Origin of the sequence: Janthinobacterium sp. LPB2021202312-11-4, from assembly GCF_037049705.1 — a bacterium.
In the GTDB taxonomy this organism is placed as follows: Bacteria; Pseudomonadota; Gammaproteobacteria; order Pseudomonadales; family Pseudomonadaceae; genus Aquipseudomonas.
This window is the reverse complement of the sequence record NZ_JBAGKV010000035.1, coordinates 1-26,399: the sequence shown is the minus strand read 5'-3', so window position 1 is coordinate 26,399 and position 26,399 is coordinate 1. Positions and strand designations below refer to the sequence as shown.

Genomic DNA, 26,399 nt, shown 5'->3' with positions numbered 1-26,399 from the left:
CGGATGAGAACCCCGACCGGCAGACAAAACAATCAACAGGGCATGGCCTTGTTGGTCAGCCTGGTGTTTCTGTTGTTGCTGACCCTGATTGGTATTTCATCGATGCAGAACGCGACCCTCCAGGAAAAAATGGCCGGCAGCGTGACCCTGCGCAATCAATCCTTTCAACTGGCCGAGGCGACGTTGCGCATGGGCGAAAGCGCAGTGCAACTGGCGACCTATACGCTGGCGGTTTGCGGTAGCACGGCCCAATGTGCGCCGCCGGCAGAATCGTCAACGGTGACCGGCACCGGGCTTAACTCGACGTCGGGGGTTACCTGGATCGCCGCCGGTGGCGGTTTTTATGGCGTGCAGAACATCGGTACCACGCTGACCGCCGTCAACGTGCCAAGCAATACCTCGGCGACGCTGTACCGGGTCACGGCGGTGGGCATCGTGGGCAACAACGTTCGCAGCGTGGTGGAGAGCATCTATGCCAAGTATTGATGCTCGCGGTGGCTGGCGTCGCCGATGGGCGCAGATGGTTTTCGGCGCGCTGCTGAGCCTGTACCTGGCCGCGCCGGCCTACGCCTTCACACCGTCGGATTCGCCGTTGTTGAGCGCCGCCGCCGTGCCGCCGAACGTCATGTTGCTGATCGATGACTCGGGGAGCATGAACACCATCATCTACGCGGCAGGATTCGATCCCTCTGTCAGCCGGACACCGGCCAGGCAATGCAACGCCTTTATCGGATTGTGTGTGAGTTCGTCCGATATCGTCGGCGACTCGATTTTCCTCTCCAGCCTGCCGACCTCCGGTTGCTCCGGGGGCGCCTACGCGTTCTACAACAACAGCCTGACGCCGTTGTGCCTCAAGCTTCCCGACCCGGTCGGCAGCGGCAACACCCGCTATACCGACGACTATCTGTCCTATGTGGTGAGCCTGGCGAACGGCAGTAACCGGGACTTCACCACCGGCGCGATTCCCAACGATTACCGAGTCAACGTGGCACGTAACGTCTCCACGGCACTGGTGGCCAGTAACCGCGGCCTGCGTATCGGCCTGGCGACTTTCAATCCACCGACCAGTAACAACGGCGCAAACGGCGGTTTCATCGCGCGCTCCATCAGCGATCTGTCGGTCGTTAGCGGTAGCGTTACCCAGGCCCAGGCCGACACCAACTACAACGCCCTGATTAATGCGATCAACGGGCTCAGTGCCATCGCCAACACACCCTTGGCCGAAACCTATTACGAAATCACCCGTTACTTTCGCGGTATGGCGCCGTACTACAACTCCACACCGTCGACCTACACCAGCCCGATCCAGTACCGCTGCCAGAAGAACTATGGCGTGGTAATCACCGACGGCTTGCCGACGTATGACCGGACGTTCCCGAGCAACGATCCGCTGGGCGGCAGCCGTTTGCCGAACTGGGACGGGATCAACAACGACGGCAATAACCTCAACGGTGACGGCGAGGGTGACACGTTGTATCTGGACGACATCGTCAAATTCGCCTTTGACATCGACATGCGTTCGACCGGCACCGATCTGGCGGGCAAGGCCTGGGACTTGGCGGACTTTCCCAAGCAGAACATGAATACCTACACCGTGGGATTCACCTCGGCCAACCCGATGCTGTCGGATGCCGCGGCTTACGGCCAGGGCCTGTATTACCAGGCGAACGATGCGGCCGGCCTCAACACGGCACTGTCCTCGGCCCTGAGTAACATCACTTCCAAGGCGGGCTCGGGTGGTAGTGGGGTCACTAGCAGTAGCACGCTGTCCAGCGGTTCGAGCTATTTCCAGACCACCTACGACCCCAAGGACTGGCGCGGGACGATCAAGGCCTACGGCTTTACCGCCAGCGGCTCGGTTAACACCGCGTCGGTGTTGTGGACCACCGACACGGCCATTGTGCCCAGTGCCACGGCGCCGACCTACCAGTCCTGGAACACCCTGAGCAACGCCGCCATTACCCTGGCCTACAGCAACTTTTCCCCGGCCCAGCAAACGACACTCGGCCTGAGCTTGCCAACCGGCATTGTCGGCAATGACCTGGTGGAATGGAGCAAGGGCACCAACAAGGCCGGGCTGAAAGTCCGTACGGTGCTGCTCGGCGACATCATCAACTCACCGCTGGCGCTGGCTTCACCCTCGGATCAAACCGCTTCGGACCTGGTGGGCGACACCACCTATACCGCCTACCTGGCGACCAAAGCGGCGAATATGAGCGCCAGCCTGGTAGTCAACGCCAATGACGGGTTCCTCAGCGTCATCAACGCGTCCAATGGCGCTCGACGTTATGCCTACATGCCATCCAGCGTGCTGCCTTCGCTGCGATACATCGCCGATCCCACCTACATCAATGGTGTCAGCCACAAGTTTCTGGTCGATGGTCAGGTCGGGGTGTACGACATGCAACTCAACAGCGCCTGGAAGACCCTGGCCCTGGGCGGGACCGGCGCGGGTGGCAAGGCGTTCTACGCGGTGCAGTTGTTCGATGCCTCGGCGGGCAACGTATACAAGGCGTTATGGGAAATCAGCGCACCGACCACGGCAAACACCGCGAACGTTTTCAATGATCTGGGTTATGCCTACGCGCGCCCCGAAGTGGCACGCTTGGCCGATGGGCGCTGGGCGGCGTTCATCTCCAACGGTTACGGGAGTAACTCGGGGGTGGCGGCGCTGTACGTGGTGGATGTTCGCGACGGCTCGCTGATCAAGAAAATCGTCATCGACAGCACCGAGACCACCAATGGACTGTCGTCGGTGAAGCTCAAGGTCAACTCGCAGAATGTGGTGCAGGCCGCCTATGGCGGCGACTTGAAAGGGCGGCTGTGGAAGTTTGACCTGAGCGGCACTTCGACAGACACCTGGGTCGTGGCCTTTTCCGGCAAGCCGTTGTTCACGACTCCGGGGGGCGCGACGCAGCCGATTACCGCGCAACCGCTGCTGGCGGACAACTCTCTGGGCGGCAAGCAAATATTTTTTGGCACCGGCAAGTTCAATGAAACGGCCGACAAAACCAACAAGGATCTTCAGGCGTTCTACTCCGTGTGGGATGCCGATGGTGGATCTGGCCAACTGACCGTGGCGAGCTTGCAAGCCCAGTCGGTGACCGGGGTGATCACTGGCAGCGCTGGCGGACAGTTCATCACCACGAGCCAGAATGAGACGACATACCCGGCAGAGAAGGGCTGGTACCTGCCGCTGGTGTACAACAACGTGTTGACCGGTGAACGGGTGATCAATCAGGCCAGCCTGGCGGCCGGGCGAATCGTGTTCACCACGGCCAGCGTCGATACCACTGACCCGTGCGCCAGTTTCGGCACCGGCAAACTGGTCGAACTGGATGCATTCAGCGGTAAGATGCTCAGCTATGCGGTGCTCGACACCAATGGCGACGGGGTGGTCGACAGCACGGATTCGATTACCAGCGGAGTGATTTTCTCCGGTGGTATTCCGACGCTGAACGCGATCGTCAACAATGCGGGCCGCAAGATCGTGAACGACTCCAGTGGTGGAATCACCTCTCTGGCGGAAAAACCTGGCGGTGGCGGCAGCCGTCGCATCATGTGGCGACAAATACAGTAAGTGAGAGTTGAGGCAATGCGCAGATCCAACCGAGGTTTTACCCTGATCGAAATCATGATCGTGATTGCGATCATCGGTATCGTCATCACCATTGGCTATCCGAGCCTCACCGAATACGTGAAAAAGGGCCGTCGCACCGAAGTGGCCGGGTTGCTTTCCGAGCAGGCGCAAATTCTTGAACGGTTCTATTCCAGAAATAATGTCTACACCAACGCCACCGGCCTGAGCACGGGCAACGATTTTTACACCATCACCCCGACCATTACCGACCAGACCTTTCTACTGACGGCCGTGCGCAAGGCCGGTACGGCCATGGCCACCGACAAATGTGGTGATTTCACGATCACCAACACCGGCGTCAGAAGCATGGTCAACGCCACGGCCGGGCTGGCCACCAAGGATTGCTGGGGCCGCTGAGTTTCTTTTTCGGGCGCCTTTTGCGCCCGCTGTCTTTTGAACGGTTGGATCAGAACATGACCAGGCAACAGCAAGTGGTGATTGTCGGCGGCGGGGTGATTGGCCTGCTGACGGCGTTCAATCTCGCGTCCGAAGTGCAAAGTGTTGTGCTGCTGGATCGCTCGAATGTCGGCCAGGAATCGTCCTGGGCCGGGGGCGGTATCGTTTCGCCGCTCTATCCGTGGCGTTACAGCCCGGCGGTCACGGCATTGGCTCATTGGTCCCAGGATTTTTATCCACAGCTCGGTGAGCGGTTATTTGCCGCCACCGGTGTTGACCCCGAAGTGCACACCACCGGGCTGTACTGGCTGGATCTGGATGACGAGGCCGAAGCGCTGGCCTGGGCCGAACGGGAAAACCGCCCGCTGCGGGCTGTGGATATCTCGGCGGCACATGATGCGGTGCCGGTCCTGGGCGGCGGTTTTTCCCGGGCGATCTACATGGCCGACGTGGCCAACGTACGCAACCCGCGATTGGTGAAGTCCCTGAAAGCCGCGCTGCTGGCGCTGCCAAACGTGACAATCCATGAGCAATGTGAAGTCAGCGGGTTTATCCGTGAAGGCGACACGGTGGTCGGGGTGCAGACATCCAGCGGCGCGATTCATGGCGATCAAGTGGTGCTGACGGCGGGCGCCTGGAGCGGTGATTTGCTGAAAAGCCTCGGCCTGGCGTTGCCGGTCGAACCGGTCAAAGGCCAGATGATTCTCTACAAATGCGCGGCGGACTTTTTGCCGAGCATGGTGCTGGCCAAGGGGCGTTATGCGATCCCGCGGCGCGATGGGCATATCCTGATTGGCAGCACGCTGGAGCACGAAGGCTTCGACAAGACCCCGACCGAATCGGCGCTGGAAAGCCTGAAAGCTTCGGCGGTGGAGTTGATCCCGGCGCTGGCGGATGCCGAAGTGGTTGGGCATTGGGCCGGGCTGCGGCCGGGTTCGCCAGAAGGCATTCCCTACATTGGCCAAGTGCCGGGGTTTGCCGGGCTGTGGCTCAACTGTGGGCATTACCGCAATGGGTTGGTGCTGGCGCCGGCGTCGTGTCAGTTGTTTGCGGATGTGATGTTGGGGCGCGAGCCGATTATTGATCCGGCGCCATATGCGCCGCTCGGGCGGATTTAAGAAGATCGAAAGATCGCAGCCTTCGGCAGCTCCTACAGGAGAACATTGCCCCTGTGGGGTTGCCGAAGGCTGCGATCTTTCAGGTTTTAATCCAGCCCCAATTTTTTGAGCCGGTAGCGCATCGACCGAAACGACAGATTCAACCGCTGAGCCGCCGCCGTGCGGTTCCAGCGGGTTTCTTCCAGGGCCTGGAGGATGAGTTTGCGTTCGACGTTTTCCAGATAGTCTTCCAGATTGTCGATCCGGGTCAGGTCCGGCACGCCGGCCTCGGCGGCGCAGTTACCTTCGGCCAGGCGCAAGTCGCTGGCTTCGATCTGTTTGTTCTCGCACAAGGTGTGCGCGCGTTCGAGCATGTTTTCCAATTCCCGCACATTGCCCGGAAACCGGTAGCCTTTTAGCGCATCCAGGGCTTGCGGGTGCAGTTTGGCGGCCGGTTGGCCGGTGCCGGCGGCCAGGCGCTTGAGGACATGGCTGGCCAGGAGCTCGATATCGTCCCGGCGTTCGCGCAAGGGTGGGACCCGCAACTCGATCACGTTGAGCCGGTAGTACAAATCCTGGCGAAAACGTTCGGCGCTGACTTCAGCATCCAGGTCTTTATGAGTGGCGCAAAGGATGCGCACGTCGACCACGGTTTCCTGTTGCCCGCCAACGCTGCGCACGGCTTTTTCCTGAATGGCCCGCAACAGTTTGACCTGCATCGCCAGCGGCAGATCCGCCACTTCATCGAGGAACAGCGTGCCGCCATGGGCCGCCTGGAACAGCCCCGGCTTGTCTTCGATGGCGCCGCTGAAGCTGCCTTTGCGATGGCCGAAGAATTCGCTCTCCATCAATTCCGACGGTATCGCCCCGCAGTTGACCGGGACGAAGGGGCCGCTGGCCCGTGGACCTTGTTCGTGGATCAGGCGGGCGACCAGTTCCTTGCCGCTGCCGGATTCTCCGCTGATGTACACCGGGGCCTGGCTGCGCGCCAGTTTGTCGATTTGTTTACGCAGGTTGCGCATGGGCAATGAATCGCCGAGCAACCGTCGATCGATGGCGGTGTTGGCGCCACCCGGAGCCGGCAGGCGCAGGGCGCTGGTGACCAGTTCTCGCAGTCGGGTGAGGTCCACCGGTTTGGTCAGGAAGTCGAAAGCGCCAGCCTTGAGGGCGTTGATGGCGGTTTCGAGGCTGCCGTAGGCGGTAATCATCGCCACCGGCGTTTGTGGATAACGTTGCTGGATGTGTTGCACCAGGTCCAGGCCGGTGCCATCGGGCAGGCGCATGTCGGTCAGACACAGGTCGAATGTCTCCCGGGCCAGCAGGGCCAGGGCTTCGCCGAGGTTGCGGGCACTGAAGGTGTCGAGTTTCATCCGTCCCAGGGTGATTTCCAGGAGTTCGCGGATATCCGGTTCGTCGTCGACGATCAGGATTTTTTGCCGTGGGCTCATGTTCAACTTTGTTTCCGTCCGTGTGCAAAGGTGATGCGAAAGCAGCCGCCGCCTTGGCGTGGTTTGAAGTCTAGGCGGGCCTGGTTGCTTTCGCACAGCTCACGGGACAGATAAAGCCCCAGGCCTGTGCCCTGGCTACTGGTGGTGAAGAAGGGTTCGAACAAGTGCACCTGCTGGTCCGGGGCAACGCCGCGACCGTTATCCAGCACCTCCAGGACCGGCAACTGGCTGTCAGCGTCGACAAATAACTCGAGCCAGACCTGCGCCTGTTCGTGGACCAATGCGCTGTGCCGCCAGGCATTGCGCAACAAATTGTCGAGAATCTGGGTCAGTTGATTGGGGTCCATCAGGGTGCTGAAGTCTCCCGAGTCGATGTGCAGGTGGATCTGTTGACGCTCGGTGGCGGCTTCACGGGTTTGTGCGACGAACTGTGTCAGCCACGGCTTCAGATCAAGCCGTTGTGGCGTGGTTTGCTGGCGGCGGGACAGTTGCAGGACGTTTTCGATAACCCGATTCATTCGCTGAGAGTGGTCTTGGATAATCTGCGTCAGACGCCGGTCCGCGCCGTTCAGTTCCTCGGACTCTTGCAGCAACTGCGCCGCGTGACTGATGGCGCCAAGCGGGTTGCGGATCTCATGAGCGATACCGGCCGTCAGGCGACCGAGGGCGGCGAGTTTCAGTTGCTGGGCTTGCTGGGCAACTTGAGCGAGGTCTTCGAGAAACACCAGGGTCTGCGGATGCGGGCTTTGGCCCAGGGCAATGAAGTTCGGTTGCAGCTCAAGGCCGGAGCTGGCGATTCTCAGGCTCTGTGGGCGCAAGGTCGGATTGTTGCGCCACAGTTGCAGGCGTTCGACCAGAAGCGGCGAGTAGTCATCGATCAGCTCGCCGTCGAGACGCTCCTGGCCCAGCAGGGACAGGGCGCTGTGGTTGGCCAGTTGCACACGGCGCTGCTCATCGAGCACCAGAATACCGGTGCGCATACGTTGCAGAATCAGCGCATTGAGCGCTTCGAGGCCGACCACTTCGCTGGCCCGTTGTTCGGCGAGGTGTTCGCTGACTTCCAGGCGACGGATCAGACCTTGCACCAGCAACGCCGCAGCAAAGCACAGGGCGCCGAGGGTGCCGGCTTGCAGGTAGTCACTGGGGTTGGTGGGGCGGTTGAAACTCAGCAGGAAACTCAAGCCGACGATGCCAAGGGCCGCGACCGCCGCAATCAGCAGGCCTGTGCGCCCACGCAGCAGCGTATTGCTGATTGCCACTGACACAATCAGCAAGTTACCGATGGCGCTGGCCACGCCTCCGGCGGCGTAAAACAGGCCGCACAGCAGCAAGACATCGACCAGGGTCAGGCTGAACAGCTGTGCCGGGCGCCGGATGTTCTCCAGGAACACCACGAGCAAAATGTTCAGCACCAGGTACAACCAACTGCCACTGCGCAACAGGTCGTTATTGGCCAGCGTCAGCAACTGGTTGTCCATGTTGCTGGAAATCAGCAGCACCAAGGTGATGCCGATACTTAAACGGTAGAGGTGATAGAGGCGCAGCAGTCGCTGGGCCTGTTTACTGCCGGGGCTGGACGCCTCAGCGAGCACTGGAGCCCGGGCCTTGCTCAAGGTGAGCCTGGCTGCAATACCACTGTTGTTGAAGACTCAGCGCGCGGTCGCGGGGCAGGTGTACGCCGCAGTGGGCGCAGCGCACCATGGGTGCGGCTTCCAGTTCGGCAGAAGGTCGGGCGGCAGACGCCGGGCTCTTGAACTTGCGCCAGAACCATACCGCGGCGGCAATCAGGGCGATCCAGAACAATAAACGAAGCATGATGGGCGGCTTTTTGAGTGATGATCCGGCAGTTTAGCCAAGGACATGACAGGCGCACAGCGTAATAAATCGCCGCCATAAAAAAGGGAGACTCAAGAGTCTCCCTTTTTGCACAACGGCGGTGTCAGTCGAACACGCCGAAGGTCATGTAGCTGAACCACGAGCGGTCGCTGTTGTTGCCTTCAGCTTCGTGTTGCTCTTCCTTGATCACGTCGCCATTGCTGTCTTTAGGCTTGAGTTCGCTAGGAATCGAATCTTTCGCGTCCTGGAACTGCTTCTGCACGTCCTGGTTGGCGCGGGTTTCGCCCGGCGGCAGCGGCGGACGGGATTCGATCAGGCCCAGGGTAGCCTTGCTCAGCCACGAGCGGTTGTCCGCTTCGTCGACCGAAGGCTTGAACTGACCGTCCACCAGGCTTGGGTGGTTCGGGTAGTTGAGCTTCAGGGTTTCGAGGCTGGTGTTGGCCAGTTCGTCCAGGTGCAGACGCTGGTAGGCCTCGACCATCACCGCCAGGCCGTCACCGACCGAAGGGGTTTCCTGGAAGTTTTCCACCACATAACGACCACGGTTCGCGGCGGCGACATAGGCCTGACGGGTCAGGTAGTAGTCGGCAACGTGAATCTCGTAGGACGCCAGCAGGTTGCGCAGGTAAATCATGCGCTGCTTGGCATCCGGCGAGTAGCGGCTGTTCGGGTAGCGGCTGGTCAGCTGGGCGAACTCGTTGTACGAGTCGCGGGCAGCACCCGGATCACGCTTGGTCATGTCCAGCGGCAGGAAGCGCGCCAGCAGGCCCACGTCCTGGTCAAAGGAGGTCAGACCCTTGAGGTAATACGCGTAGTCCACGTTCGGATGCTGTGGGTGCAAACGAATGAAGCGCTCGGCGGCAGACTTGGCAGCTTCTGGCTCGGAGTTCTTGTAGTTGGCGTAGATGAGCTCGAGTTGAGCCTGATCAGCATAGCGGCCGAACGGATAACGCGACTCCAGCGCCTTCAGCTTGGCTGTGGCGGCGGTGTAGCTATTGTTGTCCAGATCGTGCTGAGCCTGCTGGTACAGCTCGACTTCGCTCAGGTTTTCGTCTACGACTTCCTTCGATGAGCAAGCAGCGGTCAATGCGAGGATGGCGATCAGCAGCAGGTGTTTCACTTGCATGGCGGCTTGCGTCCCTATGACGGCCGCTGTCTTGGGCGGGGCCGTCCTGTTATGATGAGCGCCCCGTTGAATAGCCTCGGGGCAAAAGACGCCGTATTTAACCACAAGCGCGCAGCCGAAACCAAAGGCTGTGCCGACGCCTAGTCTGAGCATGTCCGATAAAATTGAACTTCGCGCAGAGGTGCCGTCCGAATTGGGCGGCCAACGCCTCGATCAAGTCGCCGCACAATTATTCGCTGAGCACTCGCGCTCGCGCCTTTCCGCCTGGATCAAAGACGGCCGCCTGACTGTGGATGGGGCGGTTATCCGCCCGCGAGACATCGTTCATGGTGGCGCCATTCTTGAGCTGACTGCCGAGCAGGAAGCTCAAGGCGAATGGATCGCTCAGGACATCGAGCTGGACATCGTCTATGAAGATGACGACATCCTGGTGATCAACAAACCTGCGGGTCTGGTGGTGCATCCGGCTGCCGGTCATGCTGATGGCACCTTGCTCAACGCCTTGCTGCATCACGTGCCGGACATTATCAATGTGCCCCGCGCCGGTATCGTGCATCGCCTGGACAAGGACACCACCGGCCTGATGGTGGTGGCCAAGACCATTCAAGCGCAGACGCAACTGGTAACACAGTTGCAGAGCCGCAGCGTCAGCCGGATCTACGAGTGCATCGTGATCGGCGTGGTGACTGCCGGTGGCAAGATCAACGCGCCGATCGGTCGTCACGGCCAGCAACGCCAGCGCATGGCGGTGATGGAAGGTGGCAAGCAAGCCGTCAGCCACTACCGCGTGCTCGAGCGTTTCCGCTCCCACACTCACGTGCGGGTGAAGCTCGAAACCGGTCGTACGCACCAGATTCGTGTGCACATGTCCCACATCAACTTCCCGTTGGTCGGAGACCCTGCCTACGGCGGTCGCTTCCGCATCCCGCCGGCAGCCAGTGTGACCATGGTCGAATCGTTGAAGGCTTTTCCACGTCAGGCACTGCATGCGCGGTTCCTGGAACTGGATCATCCGACGACCGGTATACGCATGAGCTGGGAATCGCCACTGCCCGACGATTTCGTCTGGTTGCTGACATTGCTCAAGCAAGACCGTGAGGCGTTCATCGGATGAGTGACTGGCTGATTCCCGACTGGCCTGCGCCTGCCGGGGTGAAAGCCTGTGTAACCACCCGTGCGGGCGGCGTCAGTCTGGCGCCGTTCGACAGCCTCAACCTTGGCGATCACGTCGACGACAGCCCCGACGCTGTGGCCGAAAATCGCCGTCGCCTCACCGATCATTTCTCTATTCAACCGGCCTGGCTGCAGCAGGTTCACGGCATTGTCGTGGCCCATGCGGACCCGAGCCGGGTGGATGCCGCCGACGCCAGTTGGACCGCAACGCCCGGGATCGCCTGCACGGCGATGACGGCGGACTGCCTGCCCGCGTTGTTCTGCGACCGTGCCGGCACTCGCGTTGCCGCCGCCCATGCCGGTTGGCGCGGGTTGGCGGGTGGCGTGCTGGAAGCGACCCTCGACCGTCTGGCCCTGGCGCCGGAAGACGTGCTGGTCTGGCTCGGCCCGGCCATTGGCCCGCAAGCGTTTGAAGTCGGCCCGGAAGTACGGGACGTCTTCATTCAGCAACTGCCTGAGGCTGCTAAAGCATTTGTTCCGAGCCAGAATGCCGGCAAGTTTATGGCTGACATCTATGAATTGGCGCGCTTGCGTCTGGCGGTTCGCGGTGTCACCGCTGTGTATGGTGGCGGTTTCTGCACCGTGACCGATCCACGCTTCTTTTCTTACCGCCGCAGTCCACGTACTGGTCGGTTTGCCTCCCTTGTCTGGCTCGAGCGCTAGACTTCGCTGATCTACATCAACTGTACGACGCTTGAAACTCCCAGAATCGACCACATCTAGTGAAGCATCTGGCAGGTTTCTTCATTCAGGATGGTTTTTAGGTCCGGCCTGCTCAAAAGGAAGGTGACCCATGCGTATAGACCGTTTAACCAGCAAGTTGCAGTTAGCCTTGTCCGACGCCCAATCCCTGGCTGTCGGCCACGATCATCCGGGCATTGAGCCCGCGCACTTGATGCAAGCCATGCTTGAACAACAGGGTGGTTCGATCAAGCCCCTGTTGATGCAAGTCGGCTTTGACGTCAACAGCCTGCGCAAAGAGCTGACCAAAGAACTCGATCAGCTCCCGAAAATCCAGAACCCGACCGGCGACGTCAACATGTCGCAGGATTTGGCGCGCCTGCTCAACCAGGCCGATCGCCTGGCCCAGCAGAAGGGTGACCAGTTCATCTCCAGCGAACTGGTGCTGCTCGCCGCCATGGACGACAACAGCAAGCTCGGCAAGCTGCTGCTCGGCCAAGGCGTGAGCAAGAAAGCCCTGGAAAATGCGATCAACAACCTGCGTGGCGGCGAAGCAGTCAACGATGCCAATCACGAAGAGTCGCGTCAGGCCCTGGATAAATACACGGTCGACCTGACCAAGCGCGCCGAAGAAGGCAAGCTTGATCCGGTGATTGGCCGTGACGACGAAATTCGCCGGACCATTCAAGTCCTGCAACGCCGAACCAAGAACAACCCGGTGCTGATCGGCGAGCCTGGCGTGGGTAAAACCGCCATCGCCGAAGGCCTGGCCCAGCGCATCATTAACGGCGAAGTGCCGGATGGCCTAAAAGGCAAACGCCTGTTGTCCCTGGACATGGGCGCTTTGATTGCCGGCGCCAAGTACCGTGGCGAGTTCGAAGAACGCCTCAAATCTTTGTTGAACGAGCTGTCGAAGCAGGAAGGGCAGATCATTCTGTTCATCGACGAGCTGCACACCATGGTCGGCGCCGGTAAAGGCGAAGGCTCGATGGATGCGGGCAACATGCTCAAACCGGCACTGGCTCGCGGCGAGCTGCACTGCGTTGGCGCGACCACGCTCAACGAGTATCGCCAATATATAGAGAAGGACGCAGCCCTCGAACGGCGTTTCCAGAAAGTCTTGGTGGAAGAGCCGAGCGAAGAGGACACCATCGCGATCCTGCGGGGCCTCAAAGAGCGTTATGAGGTCCACCACAAAGTGGCGATCACCGACGGTGCGATCATCGCGGCGGCCAAGCTCAGCCATCGCTACATCACCGACCGTCAGTTGCCGGACAAGGCCATCGACCTGATCGACGAAGCCGCCAGCCGCATCCGCATGGAGATCGACTCCAAGCCGGAAGTGCTTGATCGTCTGGAGCGTCGCCTGATTCAGTTGAAGGTGGAGTCCCAGGCGCTGAAGAAAGAAAGCGACGAAGCGGCGATTAAACGCCTGGAAAAACTCCAGGAAGAAATCGTGCGTCTGGAGCGCGAGTATTCGGACCTCGAAGAAATCTGGAACGCGGAGAAAGCCGAAGTCCAGGGTTCTGCGCAGATCCAGCAGAAAATCGAACAGTCCCGTCAGGAACTGGAAGCGGCCCGTCGTAAAGGCGACCTGAACCGCATGGCCGAGCTGCAATACGGGATCATCCCGGACCTGGAGCGCAGCCTGCAAATGGTCGACCAGCACGGCAAAAGCGAAAACCAGTTGCTGCGCAGCAAGGTGACGGAAGAAGAGATTGCTGAAGTCGTGTCGAAATGGACCGGCATCCCCGTGTCGAAGATGCTCGAAGGCGAGCGCGACAAGCTGATGAAGATGGAAAGCCTGTTGCACCAACGTGTGATAGGTCAGAACGAAGCGGTGATCGCGGTCTCCAACGCGGTGCGGCGTTCCCGTGCCGGGTTGTCCGACCCGAATCGTCCGAGTGGTTCGTTCATGTTCCTCGGCCCGACCGGTGTCGGTAAAACCGAGCTGTGCAAGGCGCTGGCCGAATTCCTCTTCGATACTGAAGAGGCGATGATCCGCATCGATATGTCCGAATTCATGGAGAAACATTCCGTGGCTCGACTGATCGGCGCGCCACCAGGCTATGTGGGCTATGAAGAGGGCGGTTACCTGACCGAGGCGGTACGTCGCAAGCCTTATTCGGTGATCCTGCTGGACGAGGTCGAGAAGGCCCACCCGGACGTCTTCAACATTTTGCTGCAAGTGCTGGAAGATGGCCGATTGACGGACAGCCATGGCCGCACGGTGGATTTCAAGAACACTGTGATCGTCATGACCTCCAACCTGGGTTCGGTACAGATCCAGGAACTGGTTGGGGATCGTGAAGCGCAACGGGCGGCAGTGATGGATGCGATTTCCACGCACTTCCGGCCGGAGTTCATCAACCGTGTCGACGAAGTGGTGATCTTCGAGCCGCTGGCGCGGGATCAGATCGCGGGCATCACCGAGATCCAGTTGGGCCGTCTGCGCAGTCGCCTGACCGAGCGTGAGCTGAAACTGGAGCTCAGCCCTGAGGCGATGGATAAGTTGATCGCCGTCGGTTACGACCCGGTCTATGGCGCACGGCCGCTCAAACGGGCGATTCAGCGCTGGATCGAGAACCCGTTGGCGCAACTGATTCTGTCCGGTCGTTTCCTGCCGGGCGAGACAGCGGTTGGCAGTGTGGAAAACGACGAAATCGTTTTCTCCTGAGCCGTAACGCCACTGAAATAAAGAAGGCCTCGCATTGCGAGGCCTTTTTTTCGCCAGGCTGTTGAACTCTAAGGAAAAGGCTTGTAAAGTGCGCCCCGCAGTAAGTCACCCGGAAGGGTTTCTGCTCCCCAAGCGGAAATCTGAAATAAGTTGCAAATCATTAACTTGAATGCAATTTAGGGGGTTGACAGAGGTGCTTAAGATTGTAGAATAGCGCGCCTCAGACACACGAACGCAGCGATGCGAACGGGTCGAAGAGAAGCAAAGGTTTCACCGTTGTAAATTGAAATATGTAGTTCCGTGATAGCTCAGTCGGTAGAGCAAATGACTGTTAATCATTGGGTCCCAGGTTCGAGTCCTGGTCACGGAGCCAATTTCAAACCGGGGTATAGCGCAGTCCGGTAGCGCGCCTGCTTTGGGAGCAGGATGTCAGGAGTTCGAATCCCCTTACCCCGACCATTTTTGGGTCGTTAGCTCAGTTGGTAGAGCAGTTGGCTTTTAACCAATTGGTCGTAGGTTCGAATCCCACACGACCCACCATTTTTGAAACCAGTTAACGCTGGAATCAGATCTTAAGATCAGAGGCCAAAAGCACTGATCGAAGAAGGCGACTTGTAAAGGTCGCCTTTTTTTTACCGGGGTATAGCGCAGTCCGGTAGCGCGCCTGCTTTGGGAGCAGGATGTCAGGAGTTCGAATCCCCTTACCCCGACCATATTAAAAATCCTCGTATCGAAAGATACGGGGATTTTTTTTGTTCGCGAGAAAGTGAATCCCTCTTCAAGTCATCGTACAACTTGCCGATAACGAGCCATCGGAGCGCAAACAGCGCTTTCCTTCCGCCCATAAAAAGAAAAGGCGTTCGTTATGTTTCTTCGTCAGCTCAATATTGCCCCCCGTGCTGCGCTGGGTTTCGCTGTGATCGCGGTACTGGTGGCACTGCTCGGGGTGTTTGCGCTGGGGCAGATGTCGAGCATTCGCGACAGCGAAGTGGCGGTTGAGAGCCAATGGCTGCCGAGCATTCGCGGTGGCGACGAAATTCGTGAGCTCATGCTGCGCATCCGCACCATTTCCCTGCGCATGGCCCTGGATCAGGACCCGAAGAACATTGCGCAGTACCGCAGCCAGATGGACACCCGGGATAAAGAGCTGAGCGACAAGATTGCCGCGTATGACAAGTTGGTCACCACCGCAGACGGCAAACTGTTGTATGACCAGTTCAAAAGCACCTTCGCCGCTTACCGTTCGGGGATTGCCCAGTCGTTCACCTTGGCCGAACAGGGCCGTCGCGACGAATTGACCAAACTGTTGCTGGTGGACATGAAGACCGTGGTCGACGGTTCCGGCAAACAACTGAATGACCTCGCGGATCTGTTCGCCAAACAGGTCGCCGCTGAAAGTCAGAAGTCTGCCGCGCACTACGAAACATCGCGGATGATCGTCAGCCTGTTCATCGCGTTGGCGGCGCTGGCCACCGTCGGCCTGGCGATGCTGCTGACCCGCAGCATCGTGCACCCCTTGAAAGAAGCCTTGAACGCTGCAGAAAACGTGGCGCGGGGCGATCTCACCAACCCGATTCAGACCCATGGCAACGATGAAGTCAGCCGTTTGCTCAAAGCCCTGGCGAGCATGCAGCAAAACCTGCGCGAAACCCTGCAAGGCATCAGCGGTTCCGCCACGCAACTGGCCACCGCCGCCGATGAGCTGAACGCCGTCACGCTCGACAGCACCCAGGGGCTGCAACAGCAGAACAACGAAATCGAGCAAGCCGCGACGGCGGTCAACGAAATGACCACCGCCGTCGAAGAAGTCGCACGCAACGCGGTGTCGACATCCGACGCCACGCGTCAGTCCAGCGAGTCGGCGCACTTGGGCCAGGAACGGGTCAGCGAAACCGCGAATGCCATCAACGCCCTCGCCAGCGACGTGCAGCACACCGGTGAGTTGGTGCAGTCGCTGGCCAATCAGTCCCAGGACATCGGTAAAGTGCTGGAGGTGATTCGGGCCATTGCCGAGCAAACCAACCTGTTGGCGCTCAACGCGGCGATTGAAGCAGCACGCGCTGGCGAGAGTGGTCGTGGTTTTGCGGTGGTGGCCGATGAAGTGCGGGCGCTGGCCCATCGCACCCAGCAATCGACCCAGGAGATCGAACAAATGGTCCAGGGCATGCGCAGCGGTTCGAGCCTGGCGCTGGATTCCATGCAGGCCAGCGCCTCCCGTGCCGCCAGCACCCTGGTCCTGGCCGAGCGCGCAGGCGAGGCCTTGCAGACCATCACCGCGTCGGTGCACGAGATTCACGAGCGCAACCTGGTGATCGCCAGCGCGGCTGAGGAACAGGCGCAAGTGGCGCGGGAAGTGGATCGTAATTTGGTGAACATTCGCGACCTGTCCGTACGCTCCGCCGCAGGTGCCGATCAGACCAGCGCCTCCAGCCATGAACTGTCGAAACTGGCCAATGCCCTGCAAGGCATGGTGCAGCGCTTTCGGGTGTAAGACGGCCAGACGAAAAAAAGCCCCGCGTCTCCAGGGAGAGGCGGGGCTTGGGTGTTGGCTGACTCAGCTATTGTCTCTGAGGTGTTCGAACAAACCTTTTGGCATTTTTTTGCCATTGGCTTCGTAGTTGGCTTTCACGTTATCGAATGCCTCTTGTTCGTCGATGAAGCCGTCATGGTTGGTGTCGATCTTGTCGAAGTCAGCCTTGGGCGCCACAGCCTGGAACTCCGCGCGGGACACCTTGCCATCGCCATCAGTGTCAGTCTTGGCCATCGACGCATCACCGCATTTACCTTCGCCACACTTGCCTTCCGGGGTCTTCACCACTGGCTCGGCCGATGCCAGCAGGTAGCCTTGGGTCAGTGGCTGGGAAGCAAATACGGAACCGGTCAACATCATGCCGCCAGCCAAAACAGCGCCGAGCAGACCGATAGTGTTTTTAGTGGTACGGGACATTTCAACTCTCCTTCGGTTGCACGACACAACCGCTCGATAAAGGTTGCCGCACAGCGCGGCGTTAACCGAAGCAGGCAGTGCCTTGCTTGGGTGGGGCCATTTAGCGGGGCGGGTGTATCGCTACTGTGTCGCGCGAGGGGGAGTTTGTAAGCGAAGGGGCGAAACGGTGGCGCGGGATACAGTGGGATACGCAAGTGTTGGCAGGTTAGACCCAGGCGCCCCATTCGCGGGCAAGCCTCGCTCCTACAGGTTAATGATGACCTTGTAGGAGCGAGGCTTGCCCGCGAAGAGGCCCTGACAGCCGACGAGAATCTTAGTGGAGTTTGAGTCTTGGCTCAGTCCCACGCCCAATCTTGCTGCCCAGCATCAGCATCGCCGTGCGAAACGCGCCATACAGCGCCATCTGGTGCATGCGGTACAGCGACACGTAAAACATCCGCGCCAGCCAACCTTCCAGCATCACGCTGCCAGTGAGGTTGCCCATCAAGTTACCCACAGCCGAAAAACGCGACAGCGAAATCAGCGAGCCGTAATCCGTGTACTTGTACGAAGGCAGAGGTTTGCCTTCGATCCGCAGCTTCAGGGATTTGGCCAGCAACGAAGCCTGTTGATGCGCTGCTTGGGCCCGTGGCGGAACGTTGCGGTCAGTGCCCGGTTGCGGGCAAGCGGCGCAGTCGCCGAAGGCGAAAATGTTTTCGTCGCGAGTGGTTTGCAGGGTCGGCAGCACTTGCAGTTGATTGATGCGATTGGTTTCCAGGCCATCGATGTCCTTGAGGAAACCCGGTGCACGAATCCCGGCGGCCCAGACTTTCAGGCTGGCGTTGATCACTTTGCCATCGGCGGTGATCAGGCTGTCGGCGGTGACTTCGCTCACAGCCGCATTGGTCATCACGTTGACCCCGAGTTTTTCCAGGGTTTTATGCACAGGCCCGCCGATGCGTTCCGGCAGGGCTGGCAGCACCCGTGGCCCGGCTTCGATCAGGGTGATGTGCATGTTTTCCGGTTTGATCCGGTCCAGACCGTAGGCCGCCAGTTCATGGGCGGCGTTGTGCAGTTCGGCGGCCAGTTCGACACCGGTTGCACCGGCGCCAACGATAGCGACGCTGATTTGCTCCACGACATCGGTTTGCCCGGCATGGGCGCGCAGGTAGTGGTTGAGCAGTTGCTGATGGAAGCGCTCGGCCTGTTTACGGGTGTCGAGGAACAGGCAATGCTGCGCCGCGCCTTGGGTGCCGAAATCGTTGGTGGTACTGCCGACCGCGATCACCAGCGAGTCGTAACCCACTTCACGGGCGGGCACCAGTTCTATACCGGCTTCGTCGTAAGTCGCCGCCAACTGGATTTTTTTCTGCGTACGATCGAGCCCGCTCATGCGCCCCAGCTGGAACTCGAAGTGGTTCCATTTCGCCTGGGCAACATAGTTGAGTTCGTCTTCGGAAGAGTTCAGCGAGCCGGCCGCCACTTCGTGCAACAGCGGTTTCCAGATGTGGGTCAGGTTCGCGTCGACCAGCATCACACTGGCGGTGCCACGCTTGCCCAGAGTCTTACCCAGACGGGTAGCCAACTCCAGACCGCCGGCGCCGCCGCCAACGATGACAATACGATGAGTCATGGGGATATCTCGCAAGGCTAAAAGAAATCGGTGCGGTCACCCCCGCGAGCGCGAAGCGGCTCATAGCGTCAGGTAACTGATCAGTCGGCTCAACAGGCCCAAACCAATGGTCACTGCCAGCACCACCACCAGGAGCATCCACGGCCGGAAAGGCCGGCGCTCGACTTGGTGCTGGGACAAGTGCAGGTACTCTTCGACATGCTTCTGGTCGTCGGGGTTCAGGCGGCTGGTCATATTGGGCCTCGTCAGGGGAGTAGACGTTGCTGAATGTGTAGAAGCTACAGGCAGAGTTAACGAACGTTGAACGGAGCATAGCCGCTGTCGGGAACAGGCTCGACGCTCACCGTATCGTCCAGGCGAATGATTCCACTTTGTAACACCCGGGCGGTGATTCCGCCATGGCCGCGAACGGCCTGAAACGTCCCGGGGCCGAGGTTGTTTTGCAGGCGGGCGCAGGGTTGGCACCAGCCCGTGGTTTCGAAAATCGCCTGGCCGATTTTGAAGCGACGGCCCTTGAGGCTGAACAGGTTGATCCCGCTGACGACGAGGTTGCGCCGCAGATCATTCGGCAGCACCGGTTGATCGTCCGGGCGGCCCATCAGCGAACTGATCACCGCCAGGTGTTCCCACTGAATCAACGTCACCTGCCGGGCATTGCGCACGCCGGGGCGGGCGCGATCACCCGTCAAACCGGCCTCGAGCCGCGCTTCCACGGCTTCCAGTTCGATCATCGGTACGTGTGGTTCCGGGCGCACTCCGATCCAGCGCACACGACCGACTTGCGGGACCTCGGCAATCAATTCCTGCAATGGGCTCACAGGCTGATCCCGACGTCGAAAACAATGCTGCGTCCCAGGTTACTGCGCAGGAAATCCGGCGCATCCGGGTGGGCGAACAGCACGCGGGCGAACGTCGGGCCGACCAGCGACAGCGAACGCCAGCCCTGGCGCAGGTATTCGGTGGGCGGCGGGAAATGGCTGTTGAGGTCGAGCACTTCGCGCTTGAGGCTGGCGAAGGCGATGATGTCCAGCTCCCCCAGATCCATGCCGCGTTCTTTGTAGTTGTGGGCTTTTTTGCGCAAGGTCGGTGCCAGTCTCAGCAGGAATTCATTGGCCGGGATGCGCCGGGGCTTGGCCTCGCGGCGCACCAGCGAACTCAGGGAAAACGCGCTGCGCCGCCGCTGCAATTCGTCGCGCCATTCGTCGTTGAGGCGCCGGCCTTCGTCGAGCACGAAGAACACCTCGAAACTTGCGTCACGAAACAGCACGTCCGGTGGCTCGCCAGCGGGGGCGAATTCGTCGGCGCGATAGGGAATGTTCAAGCCTTGCAGCAGGCGTTGGCAGACCCAACGCTCACGCTCCCATTTGCGGGCATTGGACAGGAACGCGTTGGCTTGCTCGGCCGCGATGGTCAGCAGGCGTAAATAATCTGAGTCATCCATAGGCCCAAGCTTAGCGTTCAAATGTGATCCTTAATAATAAAGTCGGTCGCAAAATAAAAAAGTCTGGCGCGATTTCGAGTCGTACTGCGAGACGTGGGTAAGGTAGGAGCTGGCTGAATGCTTCCTTCCTTGGCAGCAGATTATTGGTGGCGGGCGCTCGTTCGCCTGGATGAGATCATTTTCACACCATCCCCTTTCTGCGGGGGGGGAGGCTGGATGTGTATGGAGGTTGAGAGTCTTCGACCACGCCATCTTCAGATGGCCGCGTGGAGGTTGATGTAAAAATGGCGATGGTAATTGGAGTTAACTCGACGTTAGATAGACTTTGAGTATTTGTTATTGTATTTTTTTGTGCCTTGGTTTTGATGTGAGGCAATGCTGTGGTTGATGCCGTTAAATTTCTATTGTCTTCGTTTCCTGATGAAAGCTTAGCGTCTCTTCTCTCTCGTTATCACGTTGTTTCGGGTGGGTATTCAGTCACTGAAACAATTTTGGACTTGTTTGGGAAGAAAGCATTTAACCTGTCGTCATTAAGTGTTGATGATGTTAGGGGTGTGTTGAGTCGATTTGGTGATAAAAGTATAGAAGTTGCTCAAGGCTTGATATACAAAAATAGCATGCTCCCATTATATGCAGCCTTTGTTGCTCGTAATGTCAGATTTTTGGACGGTTTAGTGGGCGGTGAAGAGTTGTACTCGTCGAAGTCTATCTCAGGTGAGGAAAATAAAGTTTGGGTTTGTCCTGAATGTTTGGAGGAGGATCGTAATAAATATGGAGTGGCTTATTTGCATCGTTCTCACCAAATCCCCGGTGTGTATTCATGTTGGAGGCACGGTATAAGAGTTTTTAGTGCGTGCCCCGACTGCTCTAGTGGTTTTTTGAAAAGAGCTGAGGTATTAAGTGTGCATATCGCCGGATGCGATTGTGGATGGCGTGGCTCAACTTTAGTCGAAGAGCGAGATATCACTGGCCAGTTATTCTCAGTTTTTTCAAGAGAATTCATGTTTGCTAATCTGGCGCCTATACCTAATGAGGTTCTAGTTAGAGCTTTTAACAAAGCTATAGGAGAGCGAGTTTCAGGGCGTGGGTGTGGATTGGATGATATAAATGATTATATGTATTCGAATTTTGATGGCAGCTTTTTGAGTAAGGTTCTTGGTGGATGGCGAAATCCTTCAGCAAGAATAATTTTCCCTAAAAATAATGTAGCAGCAGCTCCGCTATCCAGAAAGCTTTTAACTGGATTCTGTTTATTTGATACCTTCGAAACATTCTTGGCGGCCATTCAATTTGAATATGAACGCTTAAGTGCTCATGAGTCGAATCACGGGTTGAGAGTTGGCGGGCGTCAAAGGCTCTATGAGGAACTGGGTTTGTGAGATGAGAGGTATAAATAGGCAGAAGATGGTTACAGTATTCAAGGTTTGCTAATGATGTTATTAGCAGTTAAAGCCTCGTGGGTTTTTGGTAGCTTTGCCAGATTTCTAATGTATTTTTTAAGTCTGGGTACTCGATTGAATACATTCGATAGGGATAGAGATTTGTTCTCTTGCAGCGATTGTATAGCAGGAAGCAGCAGGGCCAATAGCGCGTCGTCCCTGGTTTTCCAGAGTGAAACCCTGTTATTGGTTGTGTGTTTTGTTCTCGTTTTGTTGATATTTTTAAGCCATTTTTGATCATGCCTATAGAGCCATGTGTAAGTCTGGCTGTCGAGCTTTCGGAGCCCCCTGATGGTTTCGTTTTTGTGCAGCCGAATGTTAAGGGTCCAACGCTGACGATATGACTCAATAAGGGCTTTATGTTTTTCTCTCCTATGTGTCAGATAAATTTCAGGGTTAGCTCTTAGCAAAGTTTTTAAGGTCTTTATGGATACTTGATATAGATCTGAGATTTTTTGTAGATCGATGCATTTGCCTAATTCATTTAGGATGGAGGCACGTATCAGAGGCGTAAGTTTCTTCGGTCTTTTGGGGTACGGTACTCCGCAACGCTCTGCATGGATGATGAGTGTTTCAATGTTAACCCCTAATATTTTTGCTGCTTCTTTGCTACTGCATTTTACGGTGTTTTTTAATACTAATATTTTTTCACTTAGGTCCGATGTGGGCTTAGAGGTGAAAACTGCTCCTGCTGAAGCGCGGAGCGCAAAAGTGGGATGATTGTTTATAATGTTTCTGTTGTAGGCTTTCCAAAAGGTTTCCCATGAACCATATAAAAAAAAGACAAAACAAAGATGACGAAGTGGGTGTGTGTTTGAGGCTCTTTTTTTGAATAATGTTGCTAGTTGTGATTTTGCTTCTTGTGCTGTCAAGGGCAGCACGGAAAGCTCTGGTATATTGATTAGGTCGCGTATTGCAAGGCAGTAGCTATGCGAGAGTTCTGTTAGCAGCAGCTTTGAGTTGGCTCTGAGTGTTAAGGACTCCAGCGCTTCATAATGTGTTTTTAACACTGTTTCTTGGTTGAGTGATATTTCTAGAGGGAGCCTACCGTAGGCTTCGCATATTGAACTCAGTCTTGAGATGCCGGTGAGTGCTTCGGTGTTTATTAAGGTGTGTCCTTCCGTGTTTAGAGGTGGCAGGGTGTTAAGGGATGGTAACTGCCACATTTTTATTCGAAATAGTTCAGGGTCGATTGGGTGTTCTTGTAATAGTAGCTTGTGCACCTTGCAGTACCAGACTCCCGGATATTGATGCGATAGATGCCAATAAGGGGTTGAGTATTTCTCTAGGTCTACCTTTATACAAGCTGAGCACGCTTTAAGAGGCAGTCTTGAGGGAAAGCTACTGCTCATTAAGCCTAATCTATATTTCGTAGATACTACGGCTTTTGTACTTGAAACTAATGCCGCATGTAGTATCTGTGATTTGAATTGCTCTGATTGCCAGTGCAGAAAGAACGGAAGCACTGAGTGGTTATTGATAATTTCCTGCGGTGAGCCTAGAACACCTTTGCTATTCCTCATGAGCGCATCAAGGCGCGCGGGAAAGTCAGTCCGGCTTCCCACGTATGGGTGATCGAAAAGGCTTATGCATGTGTCAGCGTCGGAGGTATTTCCGCTAACGCAGTGCTCGCGGCAGCAGAGGCTATACAGCGTTTCATCGGGCAACCATTTCAGGGGCATCTCAAGGCTCCTAATTAAATCGCGTGCAACACCTGCTGACAGATGGCAGATCAACGGCTTTGGGCTGGAAGTCCACGTGTTGGGTATCCCATGGCAGTGCGAGGCGAAAAGAATTGCGATGGCTGCGCTGAGCACGTCGTCGACTACGGATTTTGCGAACTGAAATCGAAGGCCGGGACAGCATTTCGGATACTGTTAGATTTAAGGTCGGTAGTTTCGGAGCCTATGCGCTGCCGTCGAGCCGAGCTCGAAAACAACTATCAGTACGTCGATGGAAGCTTCATTCCTCCAGGGCCGTGAACGCAGATTCGGACATGACCTTACTCCCTGCATTGTGCCTTGTGCCCTTGGTAGTCCGGGCTTACACCCCCGTTGTACCTATATGCGAACACTGTGCTCCTACAGAGTATAGACGGGAATACAGATGGTCTGAGGCCGCGAATATTGAGATTTTCGCTGGAAGAAAGTGCAACGCTAAGGCGGGCAGCGTTGTAGATCTTAAATATAGGTACGTGAAAAGAATCTCTAAACGAAAGTTTCTTATGTATACGAGGCAAGAGTTAAAAGTTTAACTAAAAGTATTATCTTGATTTTTAACGAAAGGATGAGTAATTATAAAAAAATTAGACAAATTTGAAGGATGCTTATCATGGACATACCTCGTGAAAAGCTGGAGCTTAGACGTTCTGAGTTTGCAGAGAGTGGCATGACTGTAAGCGCTTGGGCCGATGCGCACGGGTTTTCACGGGTAGACGTGTATGCGGTGTTAAGCGGACGCTCAAGGTGCCTGAGAGGTAAGGCACATGCAATTGCTGTAGCACTCGGGTTGAGGAACCCACCCAAGAGCAAGCCCTGACGCGTTTGCTCGGCGGCAATCAGAAAATCTGAAGAGGTCAAAAAATGAAGACAAAATAAGCTGAAGGGTATTCAAGAAAACAGAAAGCCCGAGGGTAGGACCTCGGGCTTCCGTGGAGCTATCAGATTGCGTCCTGATAACTCCATTCTGTGTCTCTGAGCGGCGGACGTCAAGTCCGGCGATATACCCATTCGTCCATGAAATTGTTCGGCCTGAGAACCCACGGGTGGTCAGGCGGAAAGAAGCTGCTGTGCACGAAAAAAAGTGCGGACGGGATGTGTAACGTGGGTATTCGAGGCATAACGAGATGAAAGCCAACTTAACTAATCTATTGAAAATATACGCCCGTCAAAAAACAGGAATATTTGGGGCTGATTATACTCCCGCCATAGAGGCCACAAAGTTCGAGGCCCCCCGTATTTCCTGGGCAACAATAATGAGAAGTGAGCGGTTAGGTCGATCGCTACATTTTTTATCCTCTCCCGAGAAACAGGCAGCGTTGTTAGCTCTTTATAATCCTGCTGTTTTTGATCTACATGAGCAAAAAATGCTGTGGGCGACATCTTCGGAGCACCCATTGTATGGTCATCAAGCAAGCGCTGGAATGGTGCTTAAAAGTTTGGAGGGGACATTAAGAGTTTGCGAACGAATGGGCGATGTGAAAAGGCATAATGGATTTTATTTGCCTAAAAGTGAAGGTGGCGAAAGGATGGCGTTTCCATATATAGGCGATCTTTTGCTTTTTTGTATGGGCGGTGACAATTATCCATATTGCGTAAATTGGACAGTGAAAAAGTATCGTCGGGATTTTTCAGAAAAGGACTACGGAAAGGTAAAAGGTCCTTTGAAGAAGCAAAAGGATATGCATGCTGCTGAGTTTAGACACGAATTAGAAGAGCGCTATTACAGAGATGCAGGAATACGAACAGTAAGGTTCGTGCCGGACGACATTGATGTGCAGGTAATAGTTAACTTGGATTTGTTGTTTTCATGGCACCATAGGTCGATACCTCTTGAAAAAAGTTTAGTTTCGGATCTGATAGAAAACCTGAATTTTGGTGTTGTTGAGAGTGATACTCCTTTTTCTATAATTAATAAATATCTAAAGTATGCCAATAGGGAACATTTGTTGCGTGTATTTTACAATGCGGTCTGGACGCGCCAGCTGAGAGTTAGTCTATTTGATCCGGTACTTGTTGATAAGCCTATGAGAGAGGAGGCGCGGGATGTCTTGAGTGTTTATCAGTCTCTGTTTGCCGAGTAAGAAAATATGAACGTTGGAATGCAATTGGTAAGTGAGCGTGGGTATAACGGACTTCTGGCGGGTGAAACGTACTATTTTTTATCAAATAATCAGGAATTAATGCGCGTAAATTTGGTTTTCTTTTCATTAGGAAAGGACCCGAAATCAATTTTGCTCTCTATGAGCGCCTTGGATTTTGAAAATGGGCTTTTGAGTGGGCGTATAGTTTGTGCTGAAAAACAATGGGGCCTTCCTCCATGGCTTCGTGATTACGAAGGAGTAAATTTTTACCAACTTGAGCGGCAACGAAAGTCAAAAGTTATTTCATACGCAGATAGAGTCGTTAAGCGGTTTATGTACATATCTGGTGCGTTAGAATTATTTGAAGGAGGTTTAAGTGATCCTGGGTTGGATTCAAAGCTCAATAAATATGCAAGGGAATTAAGCCCCACTCAGCATGCCAAGCGAATTAGGCTTTGGTTTTATACATATATATTATTTGGCAGAAATATCTGGTCGTTGATGTCCAAATTCTCAAACATAGGTCGTTGGGACCGACAGGAGGTTTCCAAAGTGAAAAAGCTCGGTAGAAAGCCATTACATGAAGGAGGGCAAGAATACGGAGTGACAAAAGAAATGTTGAATATGATTACTAGGGGGTATGCTCAGTATAGTAAAGCATTGACTAGTATGGAGAAAATATATGGGGCGGTAGTGTGTAACGTGTTTGGCTGTGAATCAATTGTGGTATCAAGGGGGGAGTTTAAATATATTCAGAAGGAGGGTAAGCCTTTTCCAAGTCTTCCGCAGTTTAGATATCACGTCACAAAGAGCTTTTCACAGAAGTCTCGACAAATCCTGAGTTTTGGGGAAGAGGCAGTACGAACAAAGATCAGTGGGAGTGTAGGTAAGTTTTCAGAAAGGCTATCTAACCTTTTGCAACGGGTTGAATTAGACGCTTACTACAGCAAGACGCGACCTGTTGGGCTTATAGAAGGAAACGTTATGGATCCTCTCTGTGTTGTTAGAGCTGTCTGCAGTGTGTCTGGTTATCTCGTTGGTATAGGGTTCTCCTTCGACAAGGAAGATATGAGTGGGTATCTAA

General features: G+C 56.1%; 22 protein-coding genes and 4 tRNA genes. 16 read left to right on the top strand and 10 right to left on the bottom strand.

The window, feature by feature from the left end; all coding sequences use genetic code 11:
- The first annotated feature begins 3 nt into the window (after nt 1–3).
- Genes V5E99_RS26780 through thiO form a run of 4 tightly spaced genes read left to right on the top strand, consistent with a single transcriptional unit; the run spans nt 4 to nt 5,154 of the window.
- Entirely contained in the window at nt 4–486 is a 483-nt protein-coding gene (locus V5E99_RS26780) for a pilus assembly PilX family protein (RefSeq protein WP_499805313.1), read from the top strand.
- Nucleotides 473–3,580, top strand: coding sequence for a pilus assembly protein (locus V5E99_RS26775; protein WP_499805312.1), 3,108 nt, complete (start codon nt 473–475; stop codon nt 3,578–3,580). Before V5E99_RS26780 ends, V5E99_RS26775 begins: the two co-directional genes overlap by 14 nt.
- A gap of 15 nt (nt 3,581–3,595) precedes the next feature.
- On the top strand, nt 3,596–3,997 hold the full coding sequence (locus V5E99_RS26770) for a type IV pilin protein (RefSeq protein WP_499805311.1): 402 nt from the start codon (nt 3,596–3,598) through the stop codon (nt 3,995–3,997).
- Between the two features lie 56 nt (nt 3,998–4,053).
- Nucleotides 4,054–5,154, top strand: a complete 1,101-nt coding sequence (gene thiO, locus V5E99_RS26765; RefSeq protein ID WP_499805310.1) for a glycine oxidase ThiO — start codon at nt 4,054–4,056, stop codon at nt 5,152–5,154.
- Between the two features lie 86 nt (nt 5,155–5,240).
- Here thiO and V5E99_RS26760 read toward each other — a convergent pair whose 3' ends face one another.
- From V5E99_RS26760 to V5E99_RS26745, 4 genes are all read right to left on the bottom strand, one after another.
- Nucleotides 5,241–6,581: a sigma-54-dependent transcriptional regulator gene (locus tag V5E99_RS26760; RefSeq protein WP_499805309.1), complete on the bottom strand. Its 1,341-nt coding sequence runs from the start codon at nt 6,579–6,581 to the stop codon at nt 5,241–5,243.
- Between the two features lie 2 nt (nt 6,582–6,583).
- Nucleotides 6,584–8,194: a sensor histidine kinase gene (locus V5E99_RS26755; protein ID WP_499805308.1), complete on the bottom strand. Its 1,611-nt coding sequence runs from the start codon at nt 8,192–8,194 to the stop codon at nt 6,584–6,586.
- The gene (locus tag V5E99_RS26750; RefSeq protein WP_499805307.1) at nt 8,163–8,396 is read right to left on the bottom strand and encodes a PP0621 family protein; all 234 of its coding nucleotides are present in this window, start codon (nt 8,394–8,396) and stop codon (nt 8,163–8,165) included. Before V5E99_RS26750 ends, V5E99_RS26755 begins: the two co-directional genes overlap by 32 nt.
- Before the next feature lie 124 nt (nt 8,397–8,520).
- Complete coding sequence (locus V5E99_RS26745) at nt 8,521–9,543, bottom strand: outer membrane protein assembly factor BamD (protein WP_499805306.1); 1,023 nt, start codon at nt 9,541–9,543, stop codon at nt 8,521–8,523.
- A gap of 151 nt (nt 9,544–9,694) precedes the next feature.
- On the opposite strand from V5E99_RS26745, the gene rluD reads away from it, so the two are divergent.
- The 8 genes from rluD to V5E99_RS26705 all read left to right on the top strand — a co-directional run bounded on the left by rluD (nt 9,695) and on the right by V5E99_RS26705 (nt 16,565).
- Nucleotides 9,695–10,657: a 23S rRNA pseudouridine(1911/1915/1917) synthase RluD gene (gene rluD / locus V5E99_RS26740; protein ID WP_201194608.1), complete on the top strand. Its 963-nt coding sequence runs from the start codon at nt 9,695–9,697 to the stop codon at nt 10,655–10,657.
- Nucleotides 10,654–11,379 carry a peptidoglycan editing factor PgeF gene (pgeF, locus tag V5E99_RS26735; protein WP_499805305.1) on the top strand — a complete coding sequence of 242 codons (726 nt, stop codon included), beginning with the start codon at nt 10,654–10,656 and terminating at the stop codon, nt 11,377–11,379. The genes rluD and pgeF overlap by 4 nt, the downstream gene beginning before the upstream one ends.
- 130 nt (nt 11,380–11,509) lie before the next feature.
- Entirely contained in the window at nt 11,510–14,074 is a 2,565-nt protein-coding gene (clpB, locus tag V5E99_RS26730; protein WP_499805304.1) for an ATP-dependent chaperone ClpB, read from the top strand.
- Nucleotides 14,075–14,371: 297 nt separating this feature from the next.
- Nucleotides 14,372–14,447 (top strand) — tRNA-Asn (locus tag V5E99_RS26725).
- A gap of 9 nt (nt 14,448–14,456) precedes the next feature.
- Nucleotides 14,457–14,533, top strand: a tRNA-Pro gene (locus tag V5E99_RS26720).
- A 5-nt stretch (nt 14,534–14,538) separates the two neighbouring features.
- Nucleotides 14,539–14,614: transfer RNA gene (locus V5E99_RS26715), tRNA-Lys, on the top strand.
- Between the two features lie 96 nt (nt 14,615–14,710).
- Nucleotides 14,711–14,787 (top strand) — tRNA-Pro (locus V5E99_RS26710).
- Between the two features lie 152 nt (nt 14,788–14,939).
- Nucleotides 14,940–16,565, top strand: coding sequence for a methyl-accepting chemotaxis protein (locus V5E99_RS26705; RefSeq protein ID WP_499805303.1), 1,626 nt, complete (start codon nt 14,940–14,942; stop codon nt 16,563–16,565).
- A 63-nt stretch (nt 16,566–16,628) separates the two neighbouring features.
- Here V5E99_RS26705 and V5E99_RS26700 read toward each other — a convergent pair whose 3' ends face one another.
- The 5 genes from V5E99_RS26700 to V5E99_RS26680 all read right to left on the bottom strand — a co-directional run bounded on the left by V5E99_RS26700 (nt 16,629) and on the right by V5E99_RS26680 (nt 20,074).
- Nucleotides 16,629–17,021 carry an HvfA family oxazolone/thioamide-modified RiPP metallophore gene (locus tag V5E99_RS26700; RefSeq protein ID WP_499805302.1) on the bottom strand — a complete coding sequence of 131 codons (393 nt, stop codon included), beginning with the start codon at nt 17,019–17,021 and terminating at the stop codon, nt 16,629–16,631.
- Nucleotides 17,022–17,334: 313 nt separating this feature from the next.
- On the bottom strand, nt 17,335–18,633 hold the full coding sequence (locus tag V5E99_RS26695) for an NAD(P)/FAD-dependent oxidoreductase (protein WP_499805301.1): 1,299 nt from the start codon (nt 18,631–18,633) through the stop codon (nt 17,335–17,337).
- 60 nt (nt 18,634–18,693) lie between these two features.
- The gene (locus V5E99_RS26690; RefSeq protein ID WP_007938396.1) at nt 18,694–18,867 is read right to left on the bottom strand and encodes a DUF3094 domain-containing protein; all 174 of its coding nucleotides are present in this window, start codon (nt 18,865–18,867) and stop codon (nt 18,694–18,696) included.
- 56 nt (nt 18,868–18,923) lie between these two features.
- A complete protein-coding gene (locus V5E99_RS26685) occupies nt 18,924–19,451 on the bottom strand; it encodes an MOSC domain-containing protein (protein ID WP_499805300.1) in 528 nt (175 codons plus the stop codon).
- Nucleotides 19,448–20,074 carry a DUF1780 domain-containing protein gene (locus tag V5E99_RS26680; RefSeq protein ID WP_008154887.1) on the bottom strand — a complete coding sequence of 209 codons (627 nt, stop codon included), beginning with the start codon at nt 20,072–20,074 and terminating at the stop codon, nt 19,448–19,450. Before V5E99_RS26680 ends, V5E99_RS26685 begins: the two co-directional genes overlap by 4 nt.
- A gap of 380 nt (nt 20,075–20,454) precedes the next feature.
- On the opposite strand from V5E99_RS26680, the gene V5E99_RS26675 reads away from it, so the two are divergent.
- Nucleotides 20,455–21,453: a TniQ family protein gene (locus V5E99_RS26675; protein WP_499805299.1), complete on the top strand. Its 999-nt coding sequence runs from the start codon at nt 20,455–20,457 to the stop codon at nt 21,451–21,453.
- A gap of 38 nt (nt 21,454–21,491) precedes the next feature.
- On the opposite strand, the gene V5E99_RS26670 is transcribed toward V5E99_RS26675, so the two are convergent.
- A complete protein-coding gene (locus V5E99_RS26670; RefSeq protein ID WP_499805298.1) occupies nt 21,492–23,195 on the bottom strand; it encodes a TnsD family Tn7-like transposition protein in 1,704 nt (567 codons plus the stop codon).
- Nucleotides 23,196–23,835: 640 nt separating this feature from the next.
- Between V5E99_RS26670 and V5E99_RS26665 the strand changes: the two genes are divergently transcribed.
- The 3 genes from V5E99_RS26665 to V5E99_RS26655 form a co-directional block, all read left to right on the top strand.
- Nucleotides 23,836–24,051: a DNA-binding protein gene (locus V5E99_RS26665; protein ID WP_499805297.1), complete on the top strand. Its 216-nt coding sequence runs from the start codon at nt 23,836–23,838 to the stop codon at nt 24,049–24,051.
- Between the two features lie 307 nt (nt 24,052–24,358).
- On the top strand, nt 24,359–25,315 hold the full coding sequence (locus V5E99_RS26660; protein WP_499805296.1) for a PDDEXK family nuclease: 957 nt from the start codon (nt 24,359–24,361) through the stop codon (nt 25,313–25,315).
- 6 nt (nt 25,316–25,321) lie between these two features.
- A partial coding sequence (locus tag V5E99_RS26655) for a hypothetical protein (protein ID WP_499805295.1) occupies nt 25,322–26,399 on the top strand: 1,078 nt, incomplete at its 3' end.

What these genes read in the sequence shown, in the direction of transcription:
- V5E99_RS26745 (WP_499805306.1), bottom strand. Translation starts at nt 9,543, where the DNA reads ATGCAAGTGAAACACCTGCTGCTGATCGCCATCCTCGCATTGACCGCT.
- V5E99_RS26700 (WP_499805302.1), bottom strand. Translation starts at nt 17,021, where the DNA reads ATGTCCCGTACCACTAAAAACACTATCGGTCTGCTCGGCGCTGTTTTG.
- V5E99_RS26670 (WP_499805298.1), bottom strand. Translation starts at nt 23,195, where the DNA reads ATGCCCCTGAAATGGTTGCCCGATGAAACGCTGTATAGCCTCTGCTGC.
- V5E99_RS26680 (WP_008154887.1), bottom strand. Translation starts at nt 20,074, where the DNA reads ATGGATGACTCAGATTATTTACGCCTGCTGACCATCGCGGCCGAGCAA.
- V5E99_RS26770 (WP_499805311.1), top strand. Translation starts at nt 3,596, where the DNA reads ATGCGCAGATCCAACCGAGGTTTTACCCTGATCGAAATCATGATCGTG.
- V5E99_RS26705 (WP_499805303.1), top strand. Translation starts at nt 14,940, where the DNA reads ATGTTTCTTCGTCAGCTCAATATTGCCCCCCGTGCTGCGCTGGGTTTC.
- pgeF (WP_499805305.1), top strand. Translation starts at nt 10,654, where the DNA reads ATGAGTGACTGGCTGATTCCCGACTGGCCTGCGCCTGCCGGGGTGAAA.
- clpB (WP_499805304.1), top strand. Translation starts at nt 11,510, where the DNA reads ATGCGTATAGACCGTTTAACCAGCAAGTTGCAGTTAGCCTTGTCCGAC.
- V5E99_RS26690 (WP_007938396.1), bottom strand. Translation starts at nt 18,867, where the DNA reads ATGACCAGCCGCCTGAACCCCGACGACCAGAAGCATGTCGAAGAGTAC.
- V5E99_RS26780 (WP_499805313.1), top strand. Translation starts at nt 4, where the DNA reads ATGAGAACCCCGACCGGCAGACAAAACAATCAACAGGGCATGGCCTTG.
- V5E99_RS26665 (WP_499805297.1), top strand. Translation starts at nt 23,836, where the DNA reads ATGCTTATCATGGACATACCTCGTGAAAAGCTGGAGCTTAGACGTTCT.
- V5E99_RS26695 (WP_499805301.1), bottom strand. Translation starts at nt 18,633, where the DNA reads ATGACTCATCGTATTGTCATCGTTGGCGGCGGCGCCGGCGGTCTGGAG.
- thiO (WP_499805310.1), top strand. Translation starts at nt 4,054, where the DNA reads ATGACCAGGCAACAGCAAGTGGTGATTGTCGGCGGCGGGGTGATTGGC.
- V5E99_RS26775 (WP_499805312.1), top strand. Translation starts at nt 473, where the DNA reads ATGCCAAGTATTGATGCTCGCGGTGGCTGGCGTCGCCGATGGGCGCAG.
- V5E99_RS26760 (WP_499805309.1), bottom strand. Translation starts at nt 6,581, where the DNA reads ATGAGCCCACGGCAAAAAATCCTGATCGTCGACGACGAACCGGATATC.
- rluD (WP_201194608.1), top strand. Translation starts at nt 9,695, where the DNA reads ATGTCCGATAAAATTGAACTTCGCGCAGAGGTGCCGTCCGAATTGGGC.
- V5E99_RS26750 (WP_499805307.1), bottom strand. Translation starts at nt 8,396, where the DNA reads ATGCTTCGTTTATTGTTCTGGATCGCCCTGATTGCCGCCGCGGTATGG.
- V5E99_RS26660 (WP_499805296.1), top strand. Translation starts at nt 24,359, where the DNA reads ATGAAAGCCAACTTAACTAATCTATTGAAAATATACGCCCGTCAAAAA.